19 protein-coding genes are annotated in these 23,717 nt (G+C 39.1%); 13 read left to right on the forward strand and 6 right to left on the reverse strand.

What is annotated here, in order from left to right:
- The first annotated feature begins 98 nt into the window (after positions 1 to 98).
- From uvrA to nusB, 6 genes are all read left to right on the forward strand, one after another.
- The gene (uvrA, locus tag A3IA_RS0102975) at positions 99 to 2,921 is read left to right on the forward strand and encodes an excinuclease ABC subunit UvrA (RefSeq protein WP_026217531.1); all 2,823 of its coding nucleotides are present in this window, start codon (positions 99 to 101) and stop codon (positions 2,919 to 2,921) included.
- Between the two features lie 463 nt (positions 2,922 to 3,384).
- Complete coding sequence (locus A3IA_RS0102985) at positions 3,385 to 4,449, forward strand: M24 family metallopeptidase (protein ID WP_018379859.1); 1,065 nt, start codon at positions 3,385 to 3,387, stop codon at positions 4,447 to 4,449.
- Positions 4,450 to 4,458: 9 nt separating this feature from the next.
- Complete coding sequence (locus A3IA_RS0102990; RefSeq protein WP_018379860.1) at positions 4,459 to 4,923, forward strand: deoxycytidylate deaminase; 465 nt, start codon at positions 4,459 to 4,461, stop codon at positions 4,921 to 4,923.
- 95 nt (positions 4,924 to 5,018) lie between these two features.
- Complete coding sequence (efp, locus tag A3IA_RS0102995) at positions 5,019 to 5,579, forward strand: elongation factor P (RefSeq protein WP_018379861.1); 561 nt, start codon at positions 5,019 to 5,021, stop codon at positions 5,577 to 5,579.
- Between the two features lie 80 nt (positions 5,580 to 5,659).
- Positions 5,660 to 6,055: an Asp23/Gls24 family envelope stress response protein gene (locus A3IA_RS0103000; protein ID WP_018379862.1), complete on the forward strand. Its 396-nt coding sequence runs from the start codon at positions 5,660 to 5,662 to the stop codon at positions 6,053 to 6,055.
- Positions 6,042 to 6,476, forward strand: a complete 435-nt coding sequence (nusB, locus tag A3IA_RS0103005; RefSeq protein ID WP_018379863.1) for a transcription antitermination factor NusB — start codon at positions 6,042 to 6,044, stop codon at positions 6,474 to 6,476. The genes A3IA_RS0103000 and nusB overlap by 14 nt, the downstream gene beginning before the upstream one ends.
- A 665-nt stretch (positions 6,477 to 7,141) precedes the next feature.
- On the opposite strand, the gene A3IA_RS0103015 is transcribed toward nusB, so the two are convergent.
- Genes A3IA_RS0103015 through A3IA_RS0103030 form a run of 4 tightly spaced genes read right to left on the reverse strand, consistent with a single transcriptional unit; the run spans position 7,142 to position 10,289 of the window.
- Positions 7,142 to 7,777, reverse strand: coding sequence for a bifunctional 2-keto-4-hydroxyglutarate aldolase/2-keto-3-deoxy-6-phosphogluconate aldolase (locus A3IA_RS0103015; protein ID WP_018379865.1), 636 nt, complete (start codon positions 7,775 to 7,777; stop codon positions 7,142 to 7,144).
- Positions 7,778 to 7,788: 11 nt separating this feature from the next.
- The gene (locus tag A3IA_RS0103020) at positions 7,789 to 8,796 is read right to left on the reverse strand and encodes a sugar kinase (protein ID WP_018379866.1); all 1,008 of its coding nucleotides are present in this window, start codon (positions 8,794 to 8,796) and stop codon (positions 7,789 to 7,791) included.
- Positions 8,797 to 8,823: 27 nt separating this feature from the next.
- Positions 8,824 to 9,462, reverse strand: coding sequence for an RpiB/LacA/LacB family sugar-phosphate isomerase (locus A3IA_RS0103025; protein ID WP_018379867.1), 639 nt, complete (start codon positions 9,460 to 9,462; stop codon positions 8,824 to 8,826).
- 14 nt (positions 9,463 to 9,476) lie between these two features.
- The gene (locus tag A3IA_RS0103030) at positions 9,477 to 10,289 is read right to left on the reverse strand and encodes a gluconate 5-dehydrogenase (RefSeq protein ID WP_018379868.1); all 813 of its coding nucleotides are present in this window, start codon (positions 10,287 to 10,289) and stop codon (positions 9,477 to 9,479) included.
- Between the two features lie 1,526 nt (positions 10,290 to 11,815).
- Between A3IA_RS0103030 and A3IA_RS0103040 the strand changes: the two genes are divergently transcribed.
- From A3IA_RS0103040 to A3IA_RS0103070, 7 genes are all read left to right on the forward strand, one after another.
- A complete protein-coding gene (locus A3IA_RS0103040; RefSeq protein ID WP_018379870.1) occupies positions 11,816 to 12,250 on the forward strand; it encodes a PTS sugar transporter subunit IIA in 435 nt (144 codons plus the stop codon).
- Positions 12,251 to 12,253: 3 nt separating this feature from the next.
- Positions 12,254 to 13,450: a glycoside hydrolase family 88 protein gene (locus A3IA_RS0103045; protein WP_018379871.1), complete on the forward strand. Its 1,197-nt coding sequence runs from the start codon at positions 12,254 to 12,256 to the stop codon at positions 13,448 to 13,450.
- A 79-nt stretch (positions 13,451 to 13,529) separates the two neighbouring features.
- Positions 13,530 to 14,021 (forward strand): PTS sugar transporter subunit IIB, encoded by a 492-nt coding sequence (locus A3IA_RS0103050; protein ID WP_018379872.1) that lies wholly within the window; start codon positions 13,530 to 13,532, stop codon positions 14,019 to 14,021.
- Between the two features lie 37 nt (positions 14,022 to 14,058).
- Complete coding sequence (locus tag A3IA_RS0103055; protein ID WP_018379873.1) at positions 14,059 to 14,925, forward strand: PTS mannose/fructose/sorbose/N-acetylgalactosamine transporter subunit IIC; 867 nt, start codon at positions 14,059 to 14,061, stop codon at positions 14,923 to 14,925.
- Complete coding sequence (locus A3IA_RS0103060; protein ID WP_018379874.1) at positions 14,912 to 15,727, forward strand: PTS system mannose/fructose/sorbose family transporter subunit IID; 816 nt, start codon at positions 14,912 to 14,914, stop codon at positions 15,725 to 15,727. Before A3IA_RS0103055 ends, A3IA_RS0103060 begins: the two co-directional genes overlap by 14 nt.
- A gap of 66 nt (positions 15,728 to 15,793) precedes the next feature.
- Entirely contained in the window at positions 15,794 to 17,701 is a 1,908-nt protein-coding gene (locus A3IA_RS0103065) for an alginate lyase family protein (RefSeq protein WP_018379875.1), read from the forward strand.
- A 214-nt stretch (positions 17,702 to 17,915) separates the two neighbouring features.
- Positions 17,916 to 18,917: a LacI family DNA-binding transcriptional regulator gene (locus tag A3IA_RS0103070; RefSeq protein ID WP_018379876.1), complete on the forward strand. Its 1,002-nt coding sequence runs from the start codon at positions 17,916 to 17,918 to the stop codon at positions 18,915 to 18,917.
- A 243-nt stretch (positions 18,918 to 19,160) separates the two neighbouring features.
- Here A3IA_RS0103070 and A3IA_RS12920 read toward each other — a convergent pair whose 3' ends face one another.
- Positions 19,161 to 19,334 carry a hypothetical protein gene (locus tag A3IA_RS12920; RefSeq protein ID WP_018379878.1) on the reverse strand — a complete coding sequence of 58 codons (174 nt, stop codon included), beginning with the start codon at positions 19,332 to 19,334 and terminating at the stop codon, positions 19,161 to 19,163.
- Between the two features lie 589 nt (positions 19,335 to 19,923).
- Positions 19,924 to 23,064, reverse strand: a complete 3,141-nt coding sequence (locus tag A3IA_RS12230; protein ID WP_018379879.1) for a polysaccharide lyase family 8 super-sandwich domain-containing protein — start codon at positions 23,062 to 23,064, stop codon at positions 19,924 to 19,926.
- Positions 23,065 to 23,717 lie beyond the last annotated feature (653 nt).

Genomic DNA, 23,717 nt, shown 5'->3' on the forward strand with positions numbered 1-23,717 from the left:
CCCTAAAAGCTATGAAAAAAGAAACGGGCTTGGAGGAAAATTCTCTGTAGTCGTTTCTTGTTTCTACGATGCAGTTGATGGGTTTTGTATCTTATATTATGCAAGATAAGTTAGTGATTCATGGGGCACGCGCCCACAATTTAAAAAATATTGATGTGGAGATTCCACGAGATAAGCTGGTCGTAGTGACGGGGCTGTCTGGTTCTGGGAAATCTTCATTGGCTTTTGATACCATTTATGCTGAAGGACAACGACGCTATGTGGAAAGTCTTTCTGCCTATGCCCGTCAATTTTTGGGCAACATGGAAAAGCCTGATGTTGACTCGATTGATGGACTTAGTCCAGCTATTTCTATTGACCAAAAAACAACCAGCAAAAATCCTCGCTCGACTGTTGGTACGGCAACAGAGATTAATGACTATCTCCGTTTACTATATGCGCGTGTGGGGACACCTTATTGTATCAATGGACATGGCGCCATTTCAGCCTCTTCTGTTGAACAGATTGTTGACGAGGTTTTAGAATTGCCCGAACGCACCCGGATGCAAATCCTTGCCCCAATCGTTCGTCGCAAAAAAGGGCAACATAAATCTATTTTTGAACGGATACAAAAAGACGGTTATGTTCGAGTTCGTGTAGACGGCGATATCTTTGATGTGACAGAAGTTCCCGAGTTGTCTAAGAGTAAAATGCATAATATCGAAGTGGTCATTGATCGCTTGGTCAATAAAGACGGTATCCGCTCACGTCTCTTTGATTCTGTTGAGGCGGCTTTGCGTCTAGGCGATGGCTATCTTATAATTGATACTATGGATGGTAATGAGTTGCTATATTCAGAACATTACTCATGTCCTGTTTGTGGCTTTACTGTCCCCGAGTTAGAACCTCGGCTGTTCTCATTCAATGCGCCATTTGGTTCTTGTCCAACTTGTGATGGCTTGGGAATGAAGCTGGTGGTGGATTTGGATATGATCGTGCCAGATGTGACAAAAACCCTTAGAAACGGAGCTTTAGCACCGTGGAACCCCATTTCGTCAAATTACTATCCAACCATGCTTGAGCAAGCAATGACTAGCTTTGGTGTTGATATGGATACTCCTTGGAAGGATTTGTCTGATGAGGATAAGGACTTGATTCTCTACGGTTCTGGAGACCGTGAATTCCATTTTCATTATAAAAATGACTTTGGTGGGGTACGTGATATTGACCTCCCCTTTGAGGGAGTGGTGACTAATGTTAATCGCCGTTACCACGAAACTAACTCGGAGTATACACGCAGCGTTATGCGTGAGTACATGAATGAGCTGACTTGCTCGACCTGCCACGGCTATCGCCTCAATGATGCTGCGCTGTCGGTGCGTGTTGGAGGAGCGGAAGGGATGAATATTGGACAGATTTCAGAACTGTCCATCGAAGATCATCTAAAGCAAATCTCACGGTTAACCCTCGGGCAAAATGACGAAATGATTGCTCGTCCAATTCTTAAAGAAATCACTGACCGTTTGACTTTCTTGAATAATGTCGGTCTTAATTACCTAACCTTATCTCGAATGGCTGGAACCCTATCAGGCGGTGAAAGTCAACGTATTCGCTTGGCGACACAAATCGGTTCGAATCTTAGTGGAGTCCTTTATGTTCTTGACGAGCCTTCTATCGGACTTCATCAGAGGGATAATGACCGTTTAATTTCCAGTTTGAAAAAAATGCGTGATCTTGGAAATACGTTGATTGTCGTGGAACACGATGAAGATACGATGATGGAAGCGGACTGGTTGATTGACGTAGGTCCAGGAGCTGGTGCGCTTGGTGGTGAGATTGTCGCTTCGGGAACGCCTAAACAAGTTGCTAAATCGAAAAAATCAATCACCGGTCAATACCTATCCGGTCGAAAAGCAATCCCTGTCCCAGAAGAACGCCGTCAAGGGAATGGACGTTTTATCAAGGTTAAAGGTGCCAGTGAGCATAATCTTCAAACGATTGATGTAAAATTCCCACTTGGCAAATTTATCGCCGTTACAGGTGTTTCAGGTTCTGGAAAATCAACTTTGGTCAATAGCATTCTCAAAAAAGCTATCGCACAAAAATTAAATCGCAATTCTGATAAACCAGGTAAACATCAGTCTGTCGAAGGCATTGAGCATATTGAACGCTTGATTGACATTGACCAAAGTCCAATTGGTCGCACGCCTCGATCCAACCCAGCGACTTACACAGGTGTTTTTGATGATATTCGTGACCTGTTCGCCCAAACTAATGAGGCTAAAATTCGTGGTTATAAAAAAGGTCGTTTCTCCTTTAACGTTAAGGGGGGACGCTGTGAAGCCTGTTCTGGTGATGGGATTATCAAGATTGAGATGCACTTTTTGCCAGATGTCTATGTTCCTTGTGAGGTTTGCCATGGTACACGTTACAATTCTGAAACTTTGGAAGTGCACTACAAGGGAAAAACGATTGCGGACATTTTAGAAATGACCGTAGATGATGCGGTGGAATTCTTCGCAGCCATTCCGAAGATTTCCCGTAAAATCCAGACCATAAAAGACGTTGGTCTAGGCTATGTGACACTCGGTCAGCCAGCAACTACTCTATCAGGTGGGGAAGCTCAACGGATGAAACTGGCTAGTGAATTGCATAAACGCTCGACTGGCAAATCCTTCTATATCTTAGATGAACCCACAACAGGACTTCATACGGATGATATTGCCCGATTGATTACCGTTTTGAATCGTTTTGTGGATGAAGGAAATACCGTTCTTGTCATTGAGCATAATCTTGACGTTATCAAGACAGCAGACCATATCATCGACCTTGGTCCAGAAGGTGGTGTCGGTGGAGGACAAATCATCGCAACAGGAACACCAGAAGAAGTGGCACGAGTGGAATCTTCTTATACAGGGCAATATTTAAAAACCAAATTATAAAATGACAACCAAGCTCACTTTAAGGGCTTGGTTTTTCTTCAAAATATCTACTTATCCCCTTTGAAAATCAAATTCAGACCTTATTGACTTGATTTGCTGAACTTCAATTCTATCTGCATTTTACCGTTGCTGCGCTTATCTCTCACCAATTTCATCTGAACTCATTCGGTAGCATGACTGTTGCAGGTGCAGCCTTTATTGGTTCGGGCGCTATCACACAAGATAGTTAGACTTATTTTGACAAAGTTAAAGAAGGAGCGATACTTTCATTGGAAATGACTAAGGAAATATGACAAGTACTATGTTGACAGCAGCTATTGCAATCTGGATGGGTAAAATGATTAAGAGACCTTTCGGGTCAGTAGAGTTTGTCTTGACTTCCTTTTCTTTTAAAAAATGAATTATTCCCCGTTTTTGGGGGATTTTTTGTTAAAATAAGGTAAGTTTAATTCAGGAGGTTAGCATGGATTCTAGGATTGTTCGTTTTGAAGAAAAATTAGCTCAATCAGGTTTGGATGCTTTTTTAGTGACAGGGCAAAATAATATTTACTATCTGACTGGTTTTTGGGGGACTGAAAGCACTGTTTTCATCACTCGAAATCGTCGCATCTTTATGACGGATGCTCGCTATACATTGATTGCCAAGGAAGTCGTTGAGGGATTTGACATTATTGAAACGCGTACGGCTTTGGCTGAAGTTTCTAAAATAATTAAGGAAGATCAACTGTCCAGAGTTGGTTTTGATAGTCAGGTTTCATATGCTTTTTATGGGCAATTGACAAGTTTGTCACCTGCTACGGAGTGGTTGCCTCAGGCGGATTTTGTAGAAACCTTGCGCGTGATAAAAGACAAGTCGGAGATTGAGACTATTCGTCAGGCGTGTCAAATTTCTGATAGGGCTTTTTTAGATTTGCTTGATTTTATCAAACCTGGTCAAACGACAGAGTTGCAAGTGGCTAATTTCCTTGATTTTCAGATGCGTAGCTATGGTGCTTCGGGTGTGTCCTTTGAGACTATCGTGGCTTCTGGTTACCGCTCTGCTATGCCTCATGGGGTTGCCAGTGACAAGGTCATTCAGTCGGGTGAATCCTTAACCCTTGACTTCGGTTGTTACTACAAGCATTATGTCAGTGATATGACGCGTACGATTCATATTGGACATGTAACGGATGAAGAGCGAGAGATTTACCATATTGTCCTTAAAGCCAATCAGACCTTGATTGACCAAGCAAAAGCAGGTATGACTTATAGAGATTTTGATGCCATTCCTCGCCAGATTTTAGAGGATGCGGGTTATGGAGAATTCTTCACACATGGTATCGGTCATGGCATTGGTTTGGATATTCATGAAAATCCATTTTTCCGTGGTAGTGAGGATAAGCTGGAGACTGGTATGGTAGTAACGGATGAACCAGGAATCTACCTGCCAAACAAATATGGGCTTCGTATCGAAGATGATTTGGTCATTACAGAAACTGGGTGCGAAGTATTGACCAAAGCCCCTAAAGAATTGATCGTATTGAAATAGGAGAGAAAGATGGAGAGACTATCCTGGCAAGATTATTTTATGGCGAATGCTGAGTTGATTTCTAAGCGTTCAACCTGTGATAGAGCTTTTGTAGGCGCTGTTTTGGTTAAAAATAATCGCATTATTGCGACTGGCTATAATGGTGGCGTTTCAGCGACAGATAACTGTAACGAAGCAGGCCATTATATGGAAGATGGGCATTGTATTAGAACGGTTCATGCGGAGATGAATGCTCTTATCCAATGTGCCAAAGAAGGAATTTCAACAGATGGCACTGAGATTTATGTGACGCATTTTCCTTGCTTAAACTGTACTAAAGCTCTTCTACAAGCGGGGATAAAGAAAATCACTTATAAAGCTAACTACCGACCACATTCATTTGCTATTGAGCTTTTGGAGAAAAAAGGTGTGGCTTATATTCAACATGATGTGCCTGAATTGACCCTAGGAACTGAGGACGAGTCGCAAATGTGAGCATAAGCCATGAAAAATATTTTGATTTTTTACAAAAGCTAGTATTTGTGCTAAAATGAAGTGATAAATAATTTTTACAAAGAGGTAATAATAGAATGATTGAAGCAAGTAAGCTTAGAGCAGGTATGACTTTCGTAACATCTGATGGCAAATTGATTAAAGTTTTGGATGCGAGTCATCATAAACCTGGTAAAGGTAACACTATCATGCGTATGAAATTGCGTGATGTGCGTTCAGGGTCAACATTTGACACGACTTACCGCCCAGATGAAAAATTTGAGCAAGCAATCATTGAAACTCGTCCTGCTCAATACCTTTACAAAATGGATGATACAGCATTCTTCATGGATACTGAAAGCTACGACCAATACGAAATCCCAGTAGCAAACGTTGAAAATGAATTGCTGTACGTTTTAGAAAACGAAGAAGTGAAGATTCAATTCTATGGAACAGAAGTTATTGGTGTGACTGTACCAACAACTGTTGAATTGACAGTCGTTGAAACACAACCATCTATCAAAGGGGCAACAGTTACTGGTTCAGGTAAACCTGCAACTCTTGAAACAGGTCTTGTGGTTAATGTTCCTGACTTTATCGAAGTTGGTCAAAAACTTGTTGTTAACACTGCTGAGGGTACATACGTTTCACGTGCCTAATGCCAAGGTAAAGAAACTTATAGTTGAGGTTTTTCACTATGAAAAAACCTGTTTAAACTATAGTGACGAAAGGAAAAGCTATGATTACTGAAAATATTGGTGAAATCGTTATTTCGCCACGCGTATTGGAAGTTATTACAGGGATTGCTGCAACTAAGGTTGAAGGTGTTCACTCATTGCACAACAAAAAAGCAGCAGATACGCTAAGTAAAGCGAGTCTTGGTCGCGGTGTTTACTTGAAGAATGATGAGAGTGGTGATGTTATTGCCGACATCTATGTCTATCTTCAATATGGTGTCAGTGTACCAGCTGTTTGCATCGCTGTACAGAAAGCTGTCAAAGCAGCTGTTTATGATATGGCTGAAGTAACAGTTGCTCAAGTAAATGTTCATGTAGTTGGAATTGTCCCTGAAAAGACTCCAAAACCTGATTTGAACAGTCTCTTCAGCGAGGATTTTTTGAATGAGCAAGACTAGTAGTTTTACTGGCTCAAGACGTGATCTCCGTGAACGTGCATTTCAAGCCTTATTTAGCATGGAGTTTGGTGGTGAATTTTTACAAGCATCTGAATCAGCCTATCTTCATGACAAGAAAGTTGAGTCTGAGGAAAATGTCGAAGTCCCAGCCTTCTTATTGAATCTTGTTAATGGCGTTGAAAGCCATAAGGGTGAATTAGATGCCTTGATTTCAGAAAAATTGCGTAAGGGGTGGTCTATTGAGCGCCTAACCCTAACGGATAAGACCATGCTTCGTCTTGGTTTGTATGAGATTAAGTTTTTTGAGGAAACACCTGAACGCGTTGCCTTAAATGAAATTATCGAGATTGCTAAGAAATACTCAGATGAAACCTCTGCTAAGTTCATTAATGGTCTCTTGAGCCAATTTATTGTTGAATAATTGAATAGTAAAAAAGCCTTTCAAGCTAGTCTTGGAAGGCTTTTAGAAGGTTTTCACAAGTAGAATTTAACATAGAAATTTTGATGAAGAGATTGTCCTGTTCACTTTTACCTCATCCAACACCTGAGCCGTGTCATGATGACTACTTGCTATTATGGAATCATTTGTCAAGCAGTCTCTAGCCTATCGGGTTTTTAAAAAGCATTGGCGACTCTTTTAAAAAGATAGTTGAAAGCTCTCTTATAAACCTTTCTATTCACGAAAATTTAGACAAAACACCGCGTGAGATTATAAATAGGGCTCTAGCTTTCTCAAACGAGCTTCGTTATTATTAGGACCTCTATCAGCTACTGTTATGGCATTTTCAAGAGAAGAATTATAGTCTTTTGAATTAACTTTGATACATGGTCACTTTCGACTTGCCCTACTCAAGCAAACTAGATGATGCCGATGCAGATAGAACTGAAGCTCATCAAATCAAGTCAACAAGGTCTGCTTTTGATTTTCGAAGAGTATCAAGTACTGTCTGTGTCTCAACTCCTTGTTCTGAAAGTTAATTCATTTGACTGTAAAATACTTATACAAAAGAGAGAACCAATCTGATTCTCTCACGCTTAGTTATCGTCATCTGCTATAGTTGCATATGGCTGATAAGACGATTTGTTCTAGGTTTTAGCTAACTGTATAAATTCAGCAGCTATTTTTGTAATCTCACTAAACTGTTGTTTTTCTGCTAGCTGATTAAATTCGCCCCCGATACCAATGATTGAGGCGCCACTATTAAACCAATCTTGGGCATTAGTCAAGCTGACACCGCCTGTCACCATAAGGCGAACTTGTGGCAAGGGACCCTTGATAGATTTAAGAAAACTAGTTCCTAAGCTACCGCCTGGAAAAATTTTAATGATTTCACACCCAGCTTCAAGAGCGGTTGTAATTTCAGATAAAGTCATACATCCAGGTAGATAAGGAACGGTATAGCGATTGCAAATGGTTGCTGTATTGGCATTAAAAGAGGGTGATACAACAAATTTAGCGCCAGACAAAATAGCTAATCGGGCAGTTTCTGAATCTAAAACGGTTCCTGCTCCAATAATGATATGTGGTTCAGCTTGGTAGAGGTCATTCAATGCTTTGATGACCTGGCTGGCTTCAGAGTTGGTATAAGCTACTTCAACAGCAGTGATTCCACCTTCTATACAGGCTTTGGCTGCTTGGATAGCTTCATCTTTGGTATTTCCTCTTATAACGACAACAACTTTTTGTTGCTCAAGTTTTAATAGTATTTCAGATTTTATCATAACCTTCTTCCTCAACGGACAATATCATTAGTTTGATGAAGTACTTTTTTGACGTTTTCTGGCGACTCAAACATATTGTCTCCAGAAATAGTACATTTGAGACTGGCAGCTGCAACAGCAAAATTGACGATGTCTTGAGGGACAGCGTTTTGTAACAACTGATAAAGTGCGCCAGCAACGAAGGCATCACCGCTACCAATGCGTTCTAAGATTGGCGTTGTTATTTGCTTTGACACAACGAATTGTGCTGATTTATTGTATAGATAAGCCTGATAGCTATTACGTCCCCACTCATCTTGTAGCCGACTGGTGTGAAATATAGTTTGCAGGTCGAATGCTTTTGTTAAGTCAAGCATTCGTTTTTTAATATCCTCTTGACTAGCTGTAGAACGATCGAAAAAGCTTGTATCGCTTTCTGATAGCATCAGTGGCTCTATTCCAAAACAAATGTCAATGTTTTTTGCAAAATCTGAAAAAACATGTTTAGCTTCGAGTGGATCAATAAGATGGCTTCTAAAATTGAGGTCTAAGGAGAGCAATACCTCTCTTTTTTTAGCTTCTTTGATTAGTAATTTAGTAATATCCCTTAACTCTTTGCTTAGTGCTAGCGTGATACCGCTAAAGTGAAAAATACTAACATTATCAAAAAGCGCATCGAAATCAATACTATCGGTCTTTAAATAATGGAGGCAGGTCAAGTCTCTATCATAAGTAATTTCACCTTGGCGACAACCATAAGGAGGCTGAGCGAAATAAATGCCCAAACGGTTATCGAGTTGTTGAATTGCTGAGACATCAATATGATTGGAACTTAAAAAATTCATAAAAGTTTTACCAATCGGATTGCGGGGTAGCGCCGTCAATAGCCGAGTATCTTGCTCAAATCCTTGTAGAGCTCTTGCGATGTTAACTTCTGACCCGCCGTAATACAGATTAGTCGGAACCTGATTTGTAAACGGTTGGTATGCTGATGGGCTAATACGAATGAGTGCTTCACCAAATAGAAGTACTTTGGACATAAGAGGAAAAGCCTCCTTTCGTTTGGTTCAGGCTAAGAGTGCTTTTAAGTAGTCAGCAATCTTGTCATTTTGACAGTTAGAAAAGAAATAGTCTTCAAAGTGTTTTCCTGAAATGGTTTCTTTTAGGAAGTCTTGGTCAATGTCAGTCAGAACGGTCATGATATCCTTATAAGTAAGGGCTTTAACATCATTTAAAATACGGGCATTTCGTTGTTCTGGGATAGCGCGTTCTTTTGGATAGCCGCCACCTTTTTCCTCTTCAAAAAGACGTTCGAACATATAGCGGAGATTAAGCTCTCCCCCCCAGCCAAAGCCTTTGGCGAATGGTAATGATAGGGCATTTCCACCGTTTACTTGAGAGAAAAGGTAAGCATCAACAGGGTCCACAGCTAAACCACAGACGACTCCGGGAAAACTGTTGCAAGCTAACATTGCCCCTACACCAGTTCCACAGCCTGTGATTACAAAGTCTGCCGCGCCACTATTAAGTAAAATAGATGCCAAAAGACCATTTTGCACGTAGGTCAATTGACTTTCCCCCTCCTCACCATACATACCGTAGTTAAAGAGTTCGTAACCTTTTTGGTCGGCGACTTTTTTTAGTTCATTGAAGATAATGTTATTTTTTGCGGCTTGACTATTTTCATTAATTAAAGCTATTTTCACGATTGTACTCCTTTTTATTCAGGTTGTTTACCAATATATGCTAAGATACCACCATCGACATAGAGAATATGTCCGTTAACGAAATTTGAAGCATCACTTGCTAAAAAGACAGCTGGAGCGCTTAAATCATCAGGATTTCCCCATCGAGAGGCAGGTGTTTTCGAGATGATAAACTGGTCAAATGGATGCCTTGTACCATCTTCTTGAAGTTCGCGTAGGGGTGCTGTTTGAGGAGTTGCAATATAACCGGGACCGATGCCGTTACATTGAATATTGGCAGACCCAAATTCAGAGGCAATGTTTTTAGTTAGCATTTTTAGTCCACCTTTAGCTGCCGCATAAGCAGCTACTGTTTCTCGACCTAGTTCGCTCATCATAGAGCAGATATTGATAATTTTACCGTGTCCTTTTTCTATCATTCCTGGAATAACGGCTTTAGATACAATGAAAGGTGCTGTTAGATCAATATCAATGACTTGACGAAAATCAGCAGGATTCATTTCTAACATTGGTGTTCGTTTGATGATACCTGCATTATTAACGAGGATATCAATGATACCTACCTCGTCTTTAATTTGTTGAACCAATTCTTGAATGCCGTCTTCATCGGTAACGTCACAAACATAGCCGTGAGCTGTAATTCCCAATTCGTTATAGGCGGCAAGTCCCTTGTCTACCAACTCTTGGTTAATGTCGTTGAAAACAATTGTCGAACCAGCTTTTGCCAATGCAGTTGCAATAGAAAAACCAATGCCGTAGGATGCTCCGGTTATCAGAGCGATTTTACCATTAAGCGAAAAATGTTCCATTGAAAAATGATGTGTCATCTTAAGATACCTCCAAAAAAGTAGTAGTAAACCCGTTTACAAGAATACTAACATGGTAAACCGGTTTTGTCAATGATTTAATGTTACCGTTTTCTAAAAAGTATCATTCGAAAGTGATAATGTTTTAGTTAGGTCAAAGATAGAACTATCTTGTTTATTACCTTATAGAATGAAAAATATTGGACTAACTATGGCTGAATTAAAGAGAATAAGGTCATTGAATTTATTGACTACGAGCAGAAAAAGAAAAACGAGTCCCACTGGAGCTTGGCTTATCAAAAGGTGAGTTAATCGCCACATCTTAGGTTACCAGTAACCGAAAAAAAGCAGTCTTTCTACATGGCAACTGAAGCAGAAAGCCTACACACGCCATGTCAAGGACATCAAACAAGCCTTTATTGTGCACTATAGCATTTATGATCCTTATAAGCCCACTATCCTTGGCTTCGATGAATTCTTAGAGGAAGATAACGCCATTCACTACTCCGATACGCGGGTTAGAAAGCTATTCTACAGAAGATGGGCTTAGTCTCGCCTAAGACTAAGAGAAAAGCTGTCAAAAACCTTGAGGAAGAGGCTAAAGAAAGGCAAATTGAGATGAGGCGAAGTATTGCACTTCCCAAATCTCAGGATTTCCTAGATGAATTTCAAAAAACACATCCTAGTAACTCCCGCAAGAAATAGAGAGGTAAACTTAAATAGAGAGAGGTCAGTCAGTGCTTCTGGTTCAATAATTATGAACCCCACCTTCATGTTGCTATTGACGATTCCTCTTGGGCATGTGTGTTTGTAGAGGTCTTTTGTGACAGACAGGAAATAGTGAATGATTGCTACTATGTCCTTTAACAAATACTGGTAACCGCGGCACACTTTTTCAGACATTGTTATAGAAGAAAGCAGCTGTTCTTCTGCCCATTATAGTCAAGCCCAACAAACCAGACGATTGGAGAGACGATGAAGATGAGCCTAGTATAGTTATAGTCTTTTGAATTAACTTCGAGATATGGTCGCTTACTTATACTCAATGAAAATCAAAAGTAGACTAGGCGACACAGATAGCAGATAGAGCTAAAGTTCATCATATCAAGTCAACAAGGTCTGGTTTTGATTTTCGAAGAGCATCAAGTACTGTCCGTGTTTCAACTTCTTGTTCTGAAAGTTAATTCAAAAGACTATAATAGCCACAAGTTTCTTAGCGATGGCTGGCTTTGCCTTGAAAAGTCCATCAAGAACCGAAAGCCCAGACTGGCTAGTTGAGTATTTAGTAGAGACGATTAGAAAATAGACTGAAAAATAAGGGAGTATGATGCCCTTATTTGCTGTTCAAGCAAAAATACTTATTCAGAAACGGTCGCATAACCTTTAAAAATAGAAGGATTGCTAACACGCATGACATGCTATTTGAAAATTGTGAAGCAATCCGAAACAGCAGGAATGATTCTTATCAAAAAAAGTATTGACAGCTCTTTTTGAAAGCGCTATAATTAATCTGCGTAGTAAACCGGTAAACTTAAAAAGGAGAAGATATGACGAAAATTATTGTTTTAGCCCACGGAAACTTTCCAAGCGGTATTTTAAGCTCTTTGGAATTGATTGCGGGGAAACAAGAAAATATTATTGGAATAGACTTTTTACCCTCAATGTCTTCGGTTGATTTAAAAGATCGTTTGCTATCTGCCTTTGGGGAATCCAAGCGTATTTTAATTTTGACAGACTTGCTAGGGGGAACACCATTTAACGTTGCATCAACCTTATCCGTTTCTGAAGAAGATAGGGATATTAAAGTCTTAAGTGGTTTAAATCTAGCAATGCTAATCGAAGCAGTCTTTGCACGTGATAATATTCAAGACCTTGAATCATTGACAGAAAAAGTTCTTGGATCAGCTCAATTAGGTATTTCGGAGTTTTCAAAGTGCTTGAAAGAAGATGACGAACAGGTTGAATTCGAGGGAGGAATTTAAATCATGCCAACCATAAAGCATATCTTGATTGAAGAAATCAAGGATACGGAGAGGTTTTTATCTCAACCATTACTTACGAAAGAAGAAGTTAAGGCAGCGATTGATCAGGCATTGGCGCAGTTGCGATGTAACATTGACTATTTTGGCGAAAATTACCCAACTCCGGCAACTTTTGATAATTGTTATCAAATAATGGACAACACGGAATGGACGAATGCTTTTTGGACGGGATGTTTGTGGTTAGCTTTTGAATACAGTCAAGATGAGACTATAAAAGACCTAGCTCACACTAATGTCTTATCCTTTTTGGAACGTGTTAATCAGCAAATCGAATTGGAGCATCATGATTTAGGTTTTCTCTACACCCCTTCTTGCATGGCTGAGTATCGTATTAATCAAAATGCATCAGCGCTTGAAGCATCTCTAAAAGCTGCAGATAAGTTAATCGAACGGTACCAAGAAAAAGGTGGTTTTATTCAGGCTTGGGGCGAGTTAGGTCATCAAGATCATTATCGCTTGATTATAGATTGTCTTTTAAATATTCAGCTTCTTTTCTTCGCTTATGAACAAACCGGAGACATGAAGTATAAAGAGATAGCAGAAACTCACTTTTATAGCTCTGCCAATACAGTCATTCGTGATGATGCGTCGGCTTTCCATACCTACTATTTCGACCCTCAAACTGGTCAACCTATTAAAGGTGTAACACGACAAGGTTATAGCGATGATTCATCTTGGGCTAGGGGGCAATCTTGGGGAATTTATGGCATTCCATTGAGTTATCGAAAGATGAAAGATCCTCAGCAGATTTCCTTATTTAAAGGGATGACGAATTATTTCTTAAACCGCTTACCAGAGGATAATGTCTCCTATTGGGATCTTATCTTTAACGACGGCTCAGATCAATCACGAGATTCATCGGCTACCGCTATTTCTGTTTGTGGAATTCATGAGATGTTAAAATATCTACCAGAAGTAGACCAAGATAAGGATATTTATAAGCATGCGATGCATACAATGTTAAGAAGTCTCATTGAGCATTACTCAAATCGTGACATAGAGTCAGGAAGACCATTGTTATTACATGGCGTCTATTCTTGGCATTCAGGAAAAGGAGTTGATGAAGGAAATATCTGGGGAGATTACTATTATTTAGAAGCGCTTATTCGGTTTTATAAAGATTGGGAGCTTTACTGGTAAATCAATCATCTTGGTAAGATTATCAATCTTAGCAACAAAAAAATGAGGAGATCCTTAAAGGGATTAAAAAGGAGAATAAATGGCAGTACCAAATATTGTAATGACTCGTGTCGACGAGAGATTGATTCATGGTCAAGGGCAATTATGGGTGAAATTTTTATCTTGTAACACCGTTATTGTCGCTAATGACGTGGTTTCACAAGATAGCATCCAACAAACATTGATGAAAACAGTGGTTCCAGAATCCATTGCATTGAGATTTTTTAGCATTCAAAAAGTTATTGATCTTATTCATAAAGCAAATCCAGCCCAGACTATTTTTATCATTGTGAAGGATTTAAAAGATGCTTATCGCTTAGTAGAAGGTGGAGTTCCCATTAAAGCTATTAACATTGGTAACATTCACAATGCTGAGGGTAAAGAGCAAGTTAGCCGTTCGATTTTTTTAGGCTCGGATGACAAGGAATATTTAAGACGACTTCATCATGACTATCAAGTGACGTTTGATACAAAGTCAACACCTGCAGGAAACGACGGTGGCGTTAACGTTGACTTATTAGATTATATTTAATACTTATTTAGAAGTATCTATATAAAGGGAGAACAAAATGGATATTAGTATTGTACAAGCTATTTTAATTGGTTTGTGGACAGCATTTTGCTTTAGCGGTATGTTGCTTGGTTTATATACCAATCGCTGTATTGTCCTATCATTGGGTGTTGGGATTATTTTAGGAGACATTCCAACGGCGCTAGCAGCGGGTGCTATTTCTGAATTGGCTTACATGGGATTTGGTGTCGGTGCTGGTGGAACTGTACCCCCTAATCCTATCGGTCCGGGGATTTTTGGGACACTAATGGCAATTACAACGGCAGCAAGTAAAGACAAAATCACTCCAGAAGCTGCTTTGGCTTTATCAACACCAATCGCAGTAGGGATTCAATTCCTACAAACGGCAACGTATACGGCTTTTGCTGGTAGCCCTGAAGCAGCTAAAAAAGCTCTGCAACAGGGTAATTTAAACGGTTTTAAGCGTGCAGCTAATGGCACTATCTGGGCTTTTGCGGCTGTAGGATTCTTACTTGGTATTACAGGTGCCCTATCTATGGACACTCTTACCAAGCTCTTTGCTCTAATTCCACCAGTCCTTCTTAATGGTTTAACGCTTGCAGGTAGAATGCTACCCGCCATTGGATTTGCGATGATTCTCTCTGTTATGGCAAAAAAAGAACTTATTCCTTATATCATTTTGGGGTATGTTCTAGCGGTGTACTTTGGTTTGCCAGTGCTTACGCCAACAGCCAATGAAGATGGGCTGTTGACGGCGGTCACAACGTCTTCAGTTTTAGGCGTACCTACAATTGGTGTGGCTTTGATTGCAACAATATTTGCTTTAATTGATGTCTTTAGAAAACCTACTAATGCAGTGGTAGAATCAAAACCTGAAGGAGAGGCACAAGATGACTGGATCTAAAAAATTAGCAAAAAGTGATTACACAAAAACAGCTTTACGCGCATTTTATTTACAAAATGGTTTTAATTATAGTAACTATCAAGGGTTAGGTTATACGAATGTCATGTACCCAGCTCTAAAAAAATACTATGGTAATGATAAGGCAGGATTGACAGCAGCTTTAGAAGAAAACGTGGAATTTTATAATACGAACCCACATTTTCTGCCATTTGTAACGAGTTTGCATTTGGCGATGTTAGAAAATGAACGCCCACAAGATGAAATTCGAGGTATCAAGATGGCTCTTATGGGGCCATTGGCAGGGATAGGTGATTCCTTATCGCAATTTTGTTTGGCGCCACTTTTTTCAACAATTGCAGCCTCACTAGCTTCTGATGGACTGGTTATAGGACCGATTATCTTCTTTGTTGCAATGAACCTTATCCTAACCACCATCAAACTTGTAACTGGTTTATATGGTTATAAATTGGGAACAACATTTATTGACAAACTAAGTGAGCAGATGTCAGTTATTTCGCGGGCAGCTAACATTGTTGGGGTTACCGTTATTTCAAGTTTGGCAGCAACGCAAGTAAAATTAACCATACCATACACATTTGCACCAGACAAAGTAACAAGTGCTTCTCAAAAAATTGTTACAGTCCAAGGTATGCTTGATAAAATCGCTCCAGCGATGTTACCAGTTCTCTATACGTTACTAATGTTTTATCTTATCAAAAATAAAAAATGGTCAACCTATAAATTGGTTATCTTAACAGTTATTATCGGAATTATTGGTAGCTGGTTAGGTGTGCTTGCGTAATAGGATAGAAAAAGGATTGGACTTTTGACTGATCCTTTTTTGTTTAGGATAGTTGGGGGATAGGTTATGAACAAGGAACGTGCGAAATGGTTTTTTAGCAATCATGATAGTGCTTTTTGTAGACAGTATATTTTAACAAATCATAAGGAATCGTATGATTCTATGAAAGAGTCTGTTGATTTAATAATGGACAATACATTTATATTCAATGGTAATTGGGACATGGAGCCCTGTCATCTACCTTATCAATTACAGGAGTTGTGTTGGGATCAATCTGTAACAAATGATCCTGAATGGAATTATATGCTAAATAGGCAGAGTTATTTTCTTAACTTTCTGACTGTTCATTTAGTTGAAGATGATTATCGTTACATTGATAAGTTAAAAGAAATGATGTTTCATTGGATTGATTGTGATTTTGAATTAAAGCCGAATTCCTTAACCAGTCGTCCATTGGATACTGGTATTAGATGTTTAGTGTGGCTGAAGGTTGTTCTATACTTACAACGTGCCCATCTAATAAAGGAAGAAGAATTAACTAAAATTCTAGTTTCCATCAAAAAACAACTTCGTTATTTGCAGGAACATTATATTGAAAAGTATAGTTTAAGCAATTGGGGTGTCTTTCAGACTACGGCAATGTTAGCATGGCTGTATTATTTTGAAGAGGACTTTGATATGCCAGATTTGCAAGCATTTGCCGAATCCGAGTTAGAAGAACAACTAAGATTGCAAATTTTAGAAGATGGTAGTCAGTATGAGCAATCGATTATGTATCATGTTGAAGTTTATAAGGCGCTTCTTGATCTTGTCATCTTTGTACCAGACTGTAAAAAACGTTTAAAGCCTGTCCTTGACAAAATGGCTCATTATATAGTGATGATGACGGGACCAGATCACCATCAGATAGCATTTGGAGATAGTGATGTGACCGATACTCGTGATGTATTGACCTTATCAGCCTTGGTTCTCAAGTCTGGTCGATTAAAAGCCTATGGTTATCATACGGTTAATATTGAAACGTTAATGTACTTTGGTAAATCAGCTGTTCAGCACTATCAACAGATTATCGCTGAACCTGAGCAAGCGCAACTAGCCCTGTTTGACTGTAGTGGGCATGTGTGTTCAAAAGAACCGCAAAGGTATTTGTTTTTCAAGTGTGGTTCATTAGGCAGCGCTCATAGTCATAGCGATCAAAATAGTTTCTGCCTCTATGATGGTGATGTGCCGATTATTATCGATCCAGGACGTTACACCTATAGAGAAGACCCCATGCGCTATTTTTTAAAAAGCTCAAAGAGCCATTCGACTTGCTTTATCAAAGACAAAAACTTAGAAGAGATAACCGATTCTTGGAGTTATGCCAAATATCCACTAGCGCACCATGTAGCTCTGACGAGACAGGATAACCTTTTTTTGATAGAAGGTCATTACTCAGCTGATGTTGACGGGCAATTGTTTACACATAGGCGCTTTATCTTAGGATTACCAAACCCTTTAACACTTATTGTTGACGACGTTAGCTATCCGGGGACACATGAGTTGGAAAGTCAATTTATCTTGGATAAGGATGTTACGATTGATCATCAACGAGTGAACCAGCTACATTTTCATAGTGATATTTCGTTTAGTGAGGACAGTTTTTTGATCTCTAAAAAATACAATCAATTAGTAAACAGCAAGAGACTTTATAAAACAATACCCTTTGAAAATAAGATTCTAGATTATACCTTGATAGCCGATCAAAAATGTCAGGTGTTACGCTTGCCTTTAATTCAGACAGGCTCTGAAAAGCTATTGAAAAATGGTTTAGCTTGGGAAATTATCGATAATGAGCATCATTATCTGGTCGGGATAATGCTAAACGATATTCTATCCGGGGATAAACTCTATAAAATCAAAGGTCATAAAGTTCGAGGAAAAGTAGTTGTATTTGATGTTAAAAAATCTCAATATGTTCGATTAAAAAGTTAGTTATTACAAACTTTATTAAGTTTTTGTCTTGTGAAAATGTGATATACTAAATAATATACGACAGTATAGTCTTTTAAATTAACTTTGATACATGGTCACTTTCGACTTGCCCTACTCACATTCTTCGAAAATCAAGTACTGTTCTGTGTCTTAGAGCCTTGTCTGGAAGTTAATTCATTTGACTATAGTAATAAAATGAGGAGGGAGAATAATTTTGCCCAAAAAAGTTACCATAACTGACATTGCGCAATTATCAGAGACATCCAAGACGACAGTATCATTTTATTTAAATCACAAATTTGAAAAGATGTCAGAAGAAACTCGTCAGCGTATTGAAGAAGCTATCCAAAAAACCGGGTATAAACCGAGTGTCATTGCAAGGAGTATGAACTCTAAACGGACTCATTTAATCGGTGTCTTAATCGGAGATATAACAAATACCTTTTCTAATCAAATTGTCAAAGGAATTGAAACCGTTACCAAAGAAAAGGGTTATCAAGTTATCATCGGTAATAGTAATTACGACTCTAAAAATGAGGATCATTACATTGAAAATATGCTTAATTTAGGCGTTGACGGCTTTATCATCCAACCGACATCTAATTTTAGGAAATACTCAAGAATTATTAATGAAAAAGAAAAAGCGATGGTGTTCTTTGATAGTCAATTGTATGAACATCGGACGAATTGGGTGAAAACGAATAACTATGATGCTGTCTATGATATGGTGCAAGTCAGTATCGAAAAAGGCTATACCGATTTCGTGATGATTACAGCAGATACTAGTTTATTAAGCACAAGAATTGAGCGCGCTTCAGGTTTTATTGATGCACTATCTGAAAAGAATTATGATTATCAAAAATTAATTATCAATCAAGACGATTCCGATGCTGCTTTGGTTGAAGAGTTCCTGGACAAACATATCAATCGATCAAATAACACTTTGGTTTTTGTTCCTAATTGTTGGGCGCTACATATGGTGTTTGGTGTCATGAAAAAGTTGAAATTTGAAATGCCACAGATTGGTTTAGTTGGTTTCGATAATTTAGAATGGACAAATTTTTCATCTCCGACAGTAACAACGATTGTTCAGCCTGCCTATGATGAAGGGCGTGAAGCAGCTGAAATATTGATTAGTGAAGTAGAAGGAGCAAGGTCTGAAGAAAAACAAAAAATCTTTGATTGTAATATTGAATGGAAAGGTTCAACTCTGTAAATATCTTAACAATCACTTGTTTCAGCTCTCTTTGACTTAGCCCCAATAAATATAGTCAGATGGCTGGCTGTTAGGTCAAGACGTCGTATCTGAATGCCAGAAACAGTGTGACTTATAAAAGCTACTTTCACCAGCAACTAAATTTAGGTAAAGATTGAGCCAGTTTCCCCATCTTGTCTAAAGCAGTTTGCCTGCGTTTAGAAAGTCTTAATCGTTCACCAGCATAATAGCTAACCTCTTCAATCATTGGAGAGGTTTTCTTGATATGTAGAAAGACTGTTCAGCTAGTTTTGTGAGCTTATCAGCCAGATGAGCGACAGGCTTGTCAAGAACGTGACTTGGAATCGAAAAATCCATGACCAAAAGAGCTACTTCTAAACTTGCTTTACTCACAGCAATTCCGAAAACCGCATGCATAATACTTCATTGACTTGACTGACTCCCTGTTTTAGTGATTCCATTTTCGATACTCAATGTCAAGCACCATAGAGCCTTACAACTTGATAAGACATCTTTATTCTAATATAGTCTTTTGCATTATCTTTGCTACATGGTTACTTTCGACTTGCCCTACTCATGCTCAATCTCAATGAAAATTAAAAGCAGACTAGCCGCCGCTGCAGATAGAACTGCCTTCATCAAAGCAAGTCAACAAGGTTTGTTTTTGATTTTCATTGAGTATCAAGTCCTGTTCTGCGTCTTTTCTGTTCCTTGTCTGATAGTTAATTCATTTGGCTATATAAAGAAAAAGTAGTGAGGAAATCTCCGATGGGAGGTTCCCTCACTACTAATTTTAGTATGTTTGTCAATTAAGCAAGATTTCATTCTCTAGAAGGACTAGCCATCAAAGCAAGAGATTAGGTGCGCCAGTGGAATTACCACCCTATACATGGTAGTTTCGCTTACCAAATGCCTTTGGCTCTGAGAATCACTGCTTAATCCAATGCATTTGATTAATTTTCTGTAGTAAACCGTTGCTATTTTAATGCCATAAAATGATGAGACATCAACCTTCGCTATCTCTTTTGCGCTTTCTAGACGTAAACAAGGCAGCTAGCACCATTGCTATGCCACCATAAATGGTAGCCAATTGGTTATTTCTTTCACCCGTCTTTGGCAAATTCTCGTCACTCTTTATTTGAGATGGTGTTGATTTTTTGACTAGTTGAGGTGACAGAGCTCGTCCAGAGGGTTTGCTTGCTGCCGGGAGAACGGTTTGATCTGTTTTCACTGAATCGTCTTTCACTGAGTCGTGACGTTTTGGTTCTGATTCAGGCTTTTCGATTTCTTGATTATCTGCTTTACCATTACTGTTTGCATCGTTAACAATGACGTTTGAGGTTGTTACTTTAGCAAGACGAGCTTTAAGAGTGGCCTTTGCTCTGCCTTCTGACAATTTGTCAACTAATGCTGTTGCTGCAGCTTTTTTATCGATTGTTGCCTTGTTTAAGCCATCAATGTCAGCTTTTTCAGCTGGGTTAATAAGCCCATCTTTCTCAACGGCGACTTTCTTGTCTTTACCAGCTTTAGCAGCAGTCTCAGCGTCTGTTACAGCAGCTTCAGCACTAGCGAGGACTTTAGCTTCGTCAGCTTCTTTGTCGCTTGGTTTGGTTTGCGTTACTGTTTGAACATCAAAGGTTTTTTTGTTGAAGTCAATGGTTAGATGACGTCCTGAAGCAGCATCATAAATGCTAGCAGCATGGCTATCATTTTGAAGTAGTTTGACATCAAGTTTCGCTAGCAATGCTTCAAAGGCTTGGCGAGTAATATTTGGAACAATCATATAAGCGTAGCTATCGCCATTTTCTTTATGCGCTTGAGAGATAGTGACAAAGGTATTGTTAACAACCTTATTAGCAGTGGCAGATTTATCATTGCCATTAATATCGGACCACTTACCAGTTTGTAGTACCTTCATCAGTGATAATGTTGTCGGCTTAAAGAAGACATAGCCGATATTACGTTTGACTTCATCAGTTTCAAGAAAAACACTTTTTGTTGAAGCATAGTCATGAGCTTTATCTGTCAGACTGATTTCTTTTCCATTGAGATAAGTCTTATAAGGATGTTTCTGATCTTCTTTACGCTGCTCAATAGTTGTTGCTGCCTCATCATTGGAGGTGTTTTGGATATTATTTCCAACAAAAACAATTCTACCATCTAGTACAAACCAACCTTTATTGAGAGTTAGGGTTTTATTGAAGTTTGTAAAGGTCATGGCAGCCATAGCAGTTGTATCATCAACCTTATGACTTCTGACAAATGCACCATCAGGAAGGGTTCCCATCCCTACCATTTTTGCCTGCTCTTTGATATTCTTAGCTGTTCCATCAGGTCGTTTAGCGTTTGTTTCTGTGGTGCCAGGTAGCTTATAAGGATTAACAGTAGCCCAATAGTGATTGCTATAATGTCCTAAATCAGCATTGTAGAGATAAAACATCCCATCACTAGTATGCCAGCCACGCAAGTTTTCATTGTTCATAGCTTCAAAATTTTGTGTCTTATCTGAGAACATGGATAAGCCAATCCCATAATCCTTTTGGGCATTGTAGACTGCTAATTTATCCATACTGTTGTAGGATTTGACATAACTGTGCGTTTTTAAAATAGGGATGCTAGGGTCTTCTAAAAGCTCCTTCATTAACTGAATATCACGGTAGGTTTTTAAGTTTTTGAAGGTGTCATAAAAGCTGTGCCCCTCAGATACGATTGTTTTGACTCTAGATTTAATAGCTGTTTTCTGAGGTTCATTTGACATGTCGGCAATCCGTAAAATAGCGCGAAGGACTTCGACAGCTGCGACATGGCTTTCAGCATTAGAACGACTGACTGAGCGTCCACGTGTCATATCCATCAGTTCACCGTGCGCCATGAGTGGTAAAAAAGATTCATTGATCCAATGATAGATGACGTTCATTTTATCATTGGACATGGGGGAACCCGTTTTTTGGATAATTGGGATTAGTTGTGATAATCCATCGATGAGAACATTGCCATAGGAACCGTTGTAGGCAAGCCCTTTATTATAAAGAGGGCTCTTTGGGTTAGTGACAGCATGATCAATCAGTGAGCCATCTTGATAAAACCCATTGCCTTCAGTGACAAAAGTAAAGGCGGTTTCAATGGCTTTGATAGTGTCAGCGATTGTCTTGTCATCGTGACGAAGCAATCCAGCAATCAACTTGACACGCCCCATATCCGTCATGTTAGCAACGGCAGCTTTAAAGGTTGGAAAATCTGGATTAGTGCTAGTCGTACGAAATGATGTTGGGTCTGGCACGAAATGTTCAATAGGCTGTGTGTATTTGGTGATCTCACTTTGTGTAAAGTGCGACTTTAATAAGGAGAGAGTATTATTGATGGCACGCGGTACGCCAATTTCGTAATCCCACCAGTTAACACTGGCATTGCCTTTTTCCTGACGATAATAAGTCTTTTCATTATAGGCATTTTGATATAAAAACTCTAAACTGTTTTTGACAAGCGCGATGGCAGCTGCATCATTATAGTATTTTGAACTGGGGTTAGTGACCTGTTTGGCAATATCTTCAAGCTTACGATAGCTAGCAGTTAGATTGGCTGAAATCTTATAATCACTTTTGTCTTTCCAAAGATAGGTTCTATCTGGAGCGCTATTGTAATCAGCAATATGTTTATCAACGGTCTCCTCTAACTTTTTATGATAGGCTACCATGTAGGGATTCTTATCATCATAGACATCATTACCTGCAATGGTACTATTCCAGTCCTTGAGTAATTGATCGTAATTAGTGCGCTGTTTATTAGCAGCGCTTGGAAGGTCTGATACCTCGTTTACAACTGGACTGTCGCTAGTTTCAGACGTTTGCGTGAGATTGCTAGGAACAGCTTCAGTTTCGGTATCAGGGCTTGTTGCTGGGTTAGCTTGGACATCAGTAGGAGCTTCAGGGCTGATAGCTTCCGTGGTTGCAGGAACTTCAGGGCTGCTATCAGCTTGATGAAGGCTGTCCTGAGCTGGCGTTACTGTTTGCATGTTTTCAACAGTAGTAGAAGGGATGTTGGAGAGGTCATTAGCTTGAACCTTTTCGTTGAGTGAGATGAGAAAAAGTCCTAGAACAACTGTGGAATAAAGCATGATTTTCTTGTGTTGGTGACGGTGTTGTGACATAAAAATCCTCCCGATAGATTTTATTAAACCGGTTTACAAACATCAGTATACCTCTTTTGTAAGCGTTTGTAAATATATTTTAAGGTAAATATAAGAAAAATAAAGTAAAACGGTAAACTTTCTGTCTAAAAAGCTCTATGCTAGTAGATGGGGGATAGAGACTAGTCTTCGTGATTGGCAGTACAGTGTTGGTTTTGTTAATTTTCATGTGTAGCCTTTTGAATTAAACTTGATACATGATCACTGTCGACTTGCCCTACTCATACTCACTGAAAATCAAAAGCAGATTAGCCGCCGCCGATGATGATAGAACTGGTGTTGGTCAAAGCCAGTCAACAAGGTTTGCTTTTGGTTTTCGAAGAGTATCAAGTACTGCTCTGCGTCTTTTCTGTCCCTTGTTCTGAAAGTTAATTCATTTGACTATAGAAAGGTTGTTATTTCTAGTTTTTTGGCTACAAAGAAAAAAGATTGGAGAAAAGTCCAAAATGGACTTTTCTCCAATCTGCGTTGAGTTTATTAGTTTTTATAGGCTAGATATGCGATGTATATATGATGTGAGCCTTAATTCAGTTCATTTTCCGATTCAAACTCTCTTTACGAGATTGACTTTTGCGGAGGTGGGGACAACATCGAACGCTCGGAATTATTGATTT

Source organism: Streptococcus thoraltensis DSM 12221, from assembly GCF_000380145.1.
Classification (GTDB): domain Bacteria; phylum Bacillota; class Bacilli; order Lactobacillales; family Streptococcaceae; genus Streptococcus; species Streptococcus thoraltensis.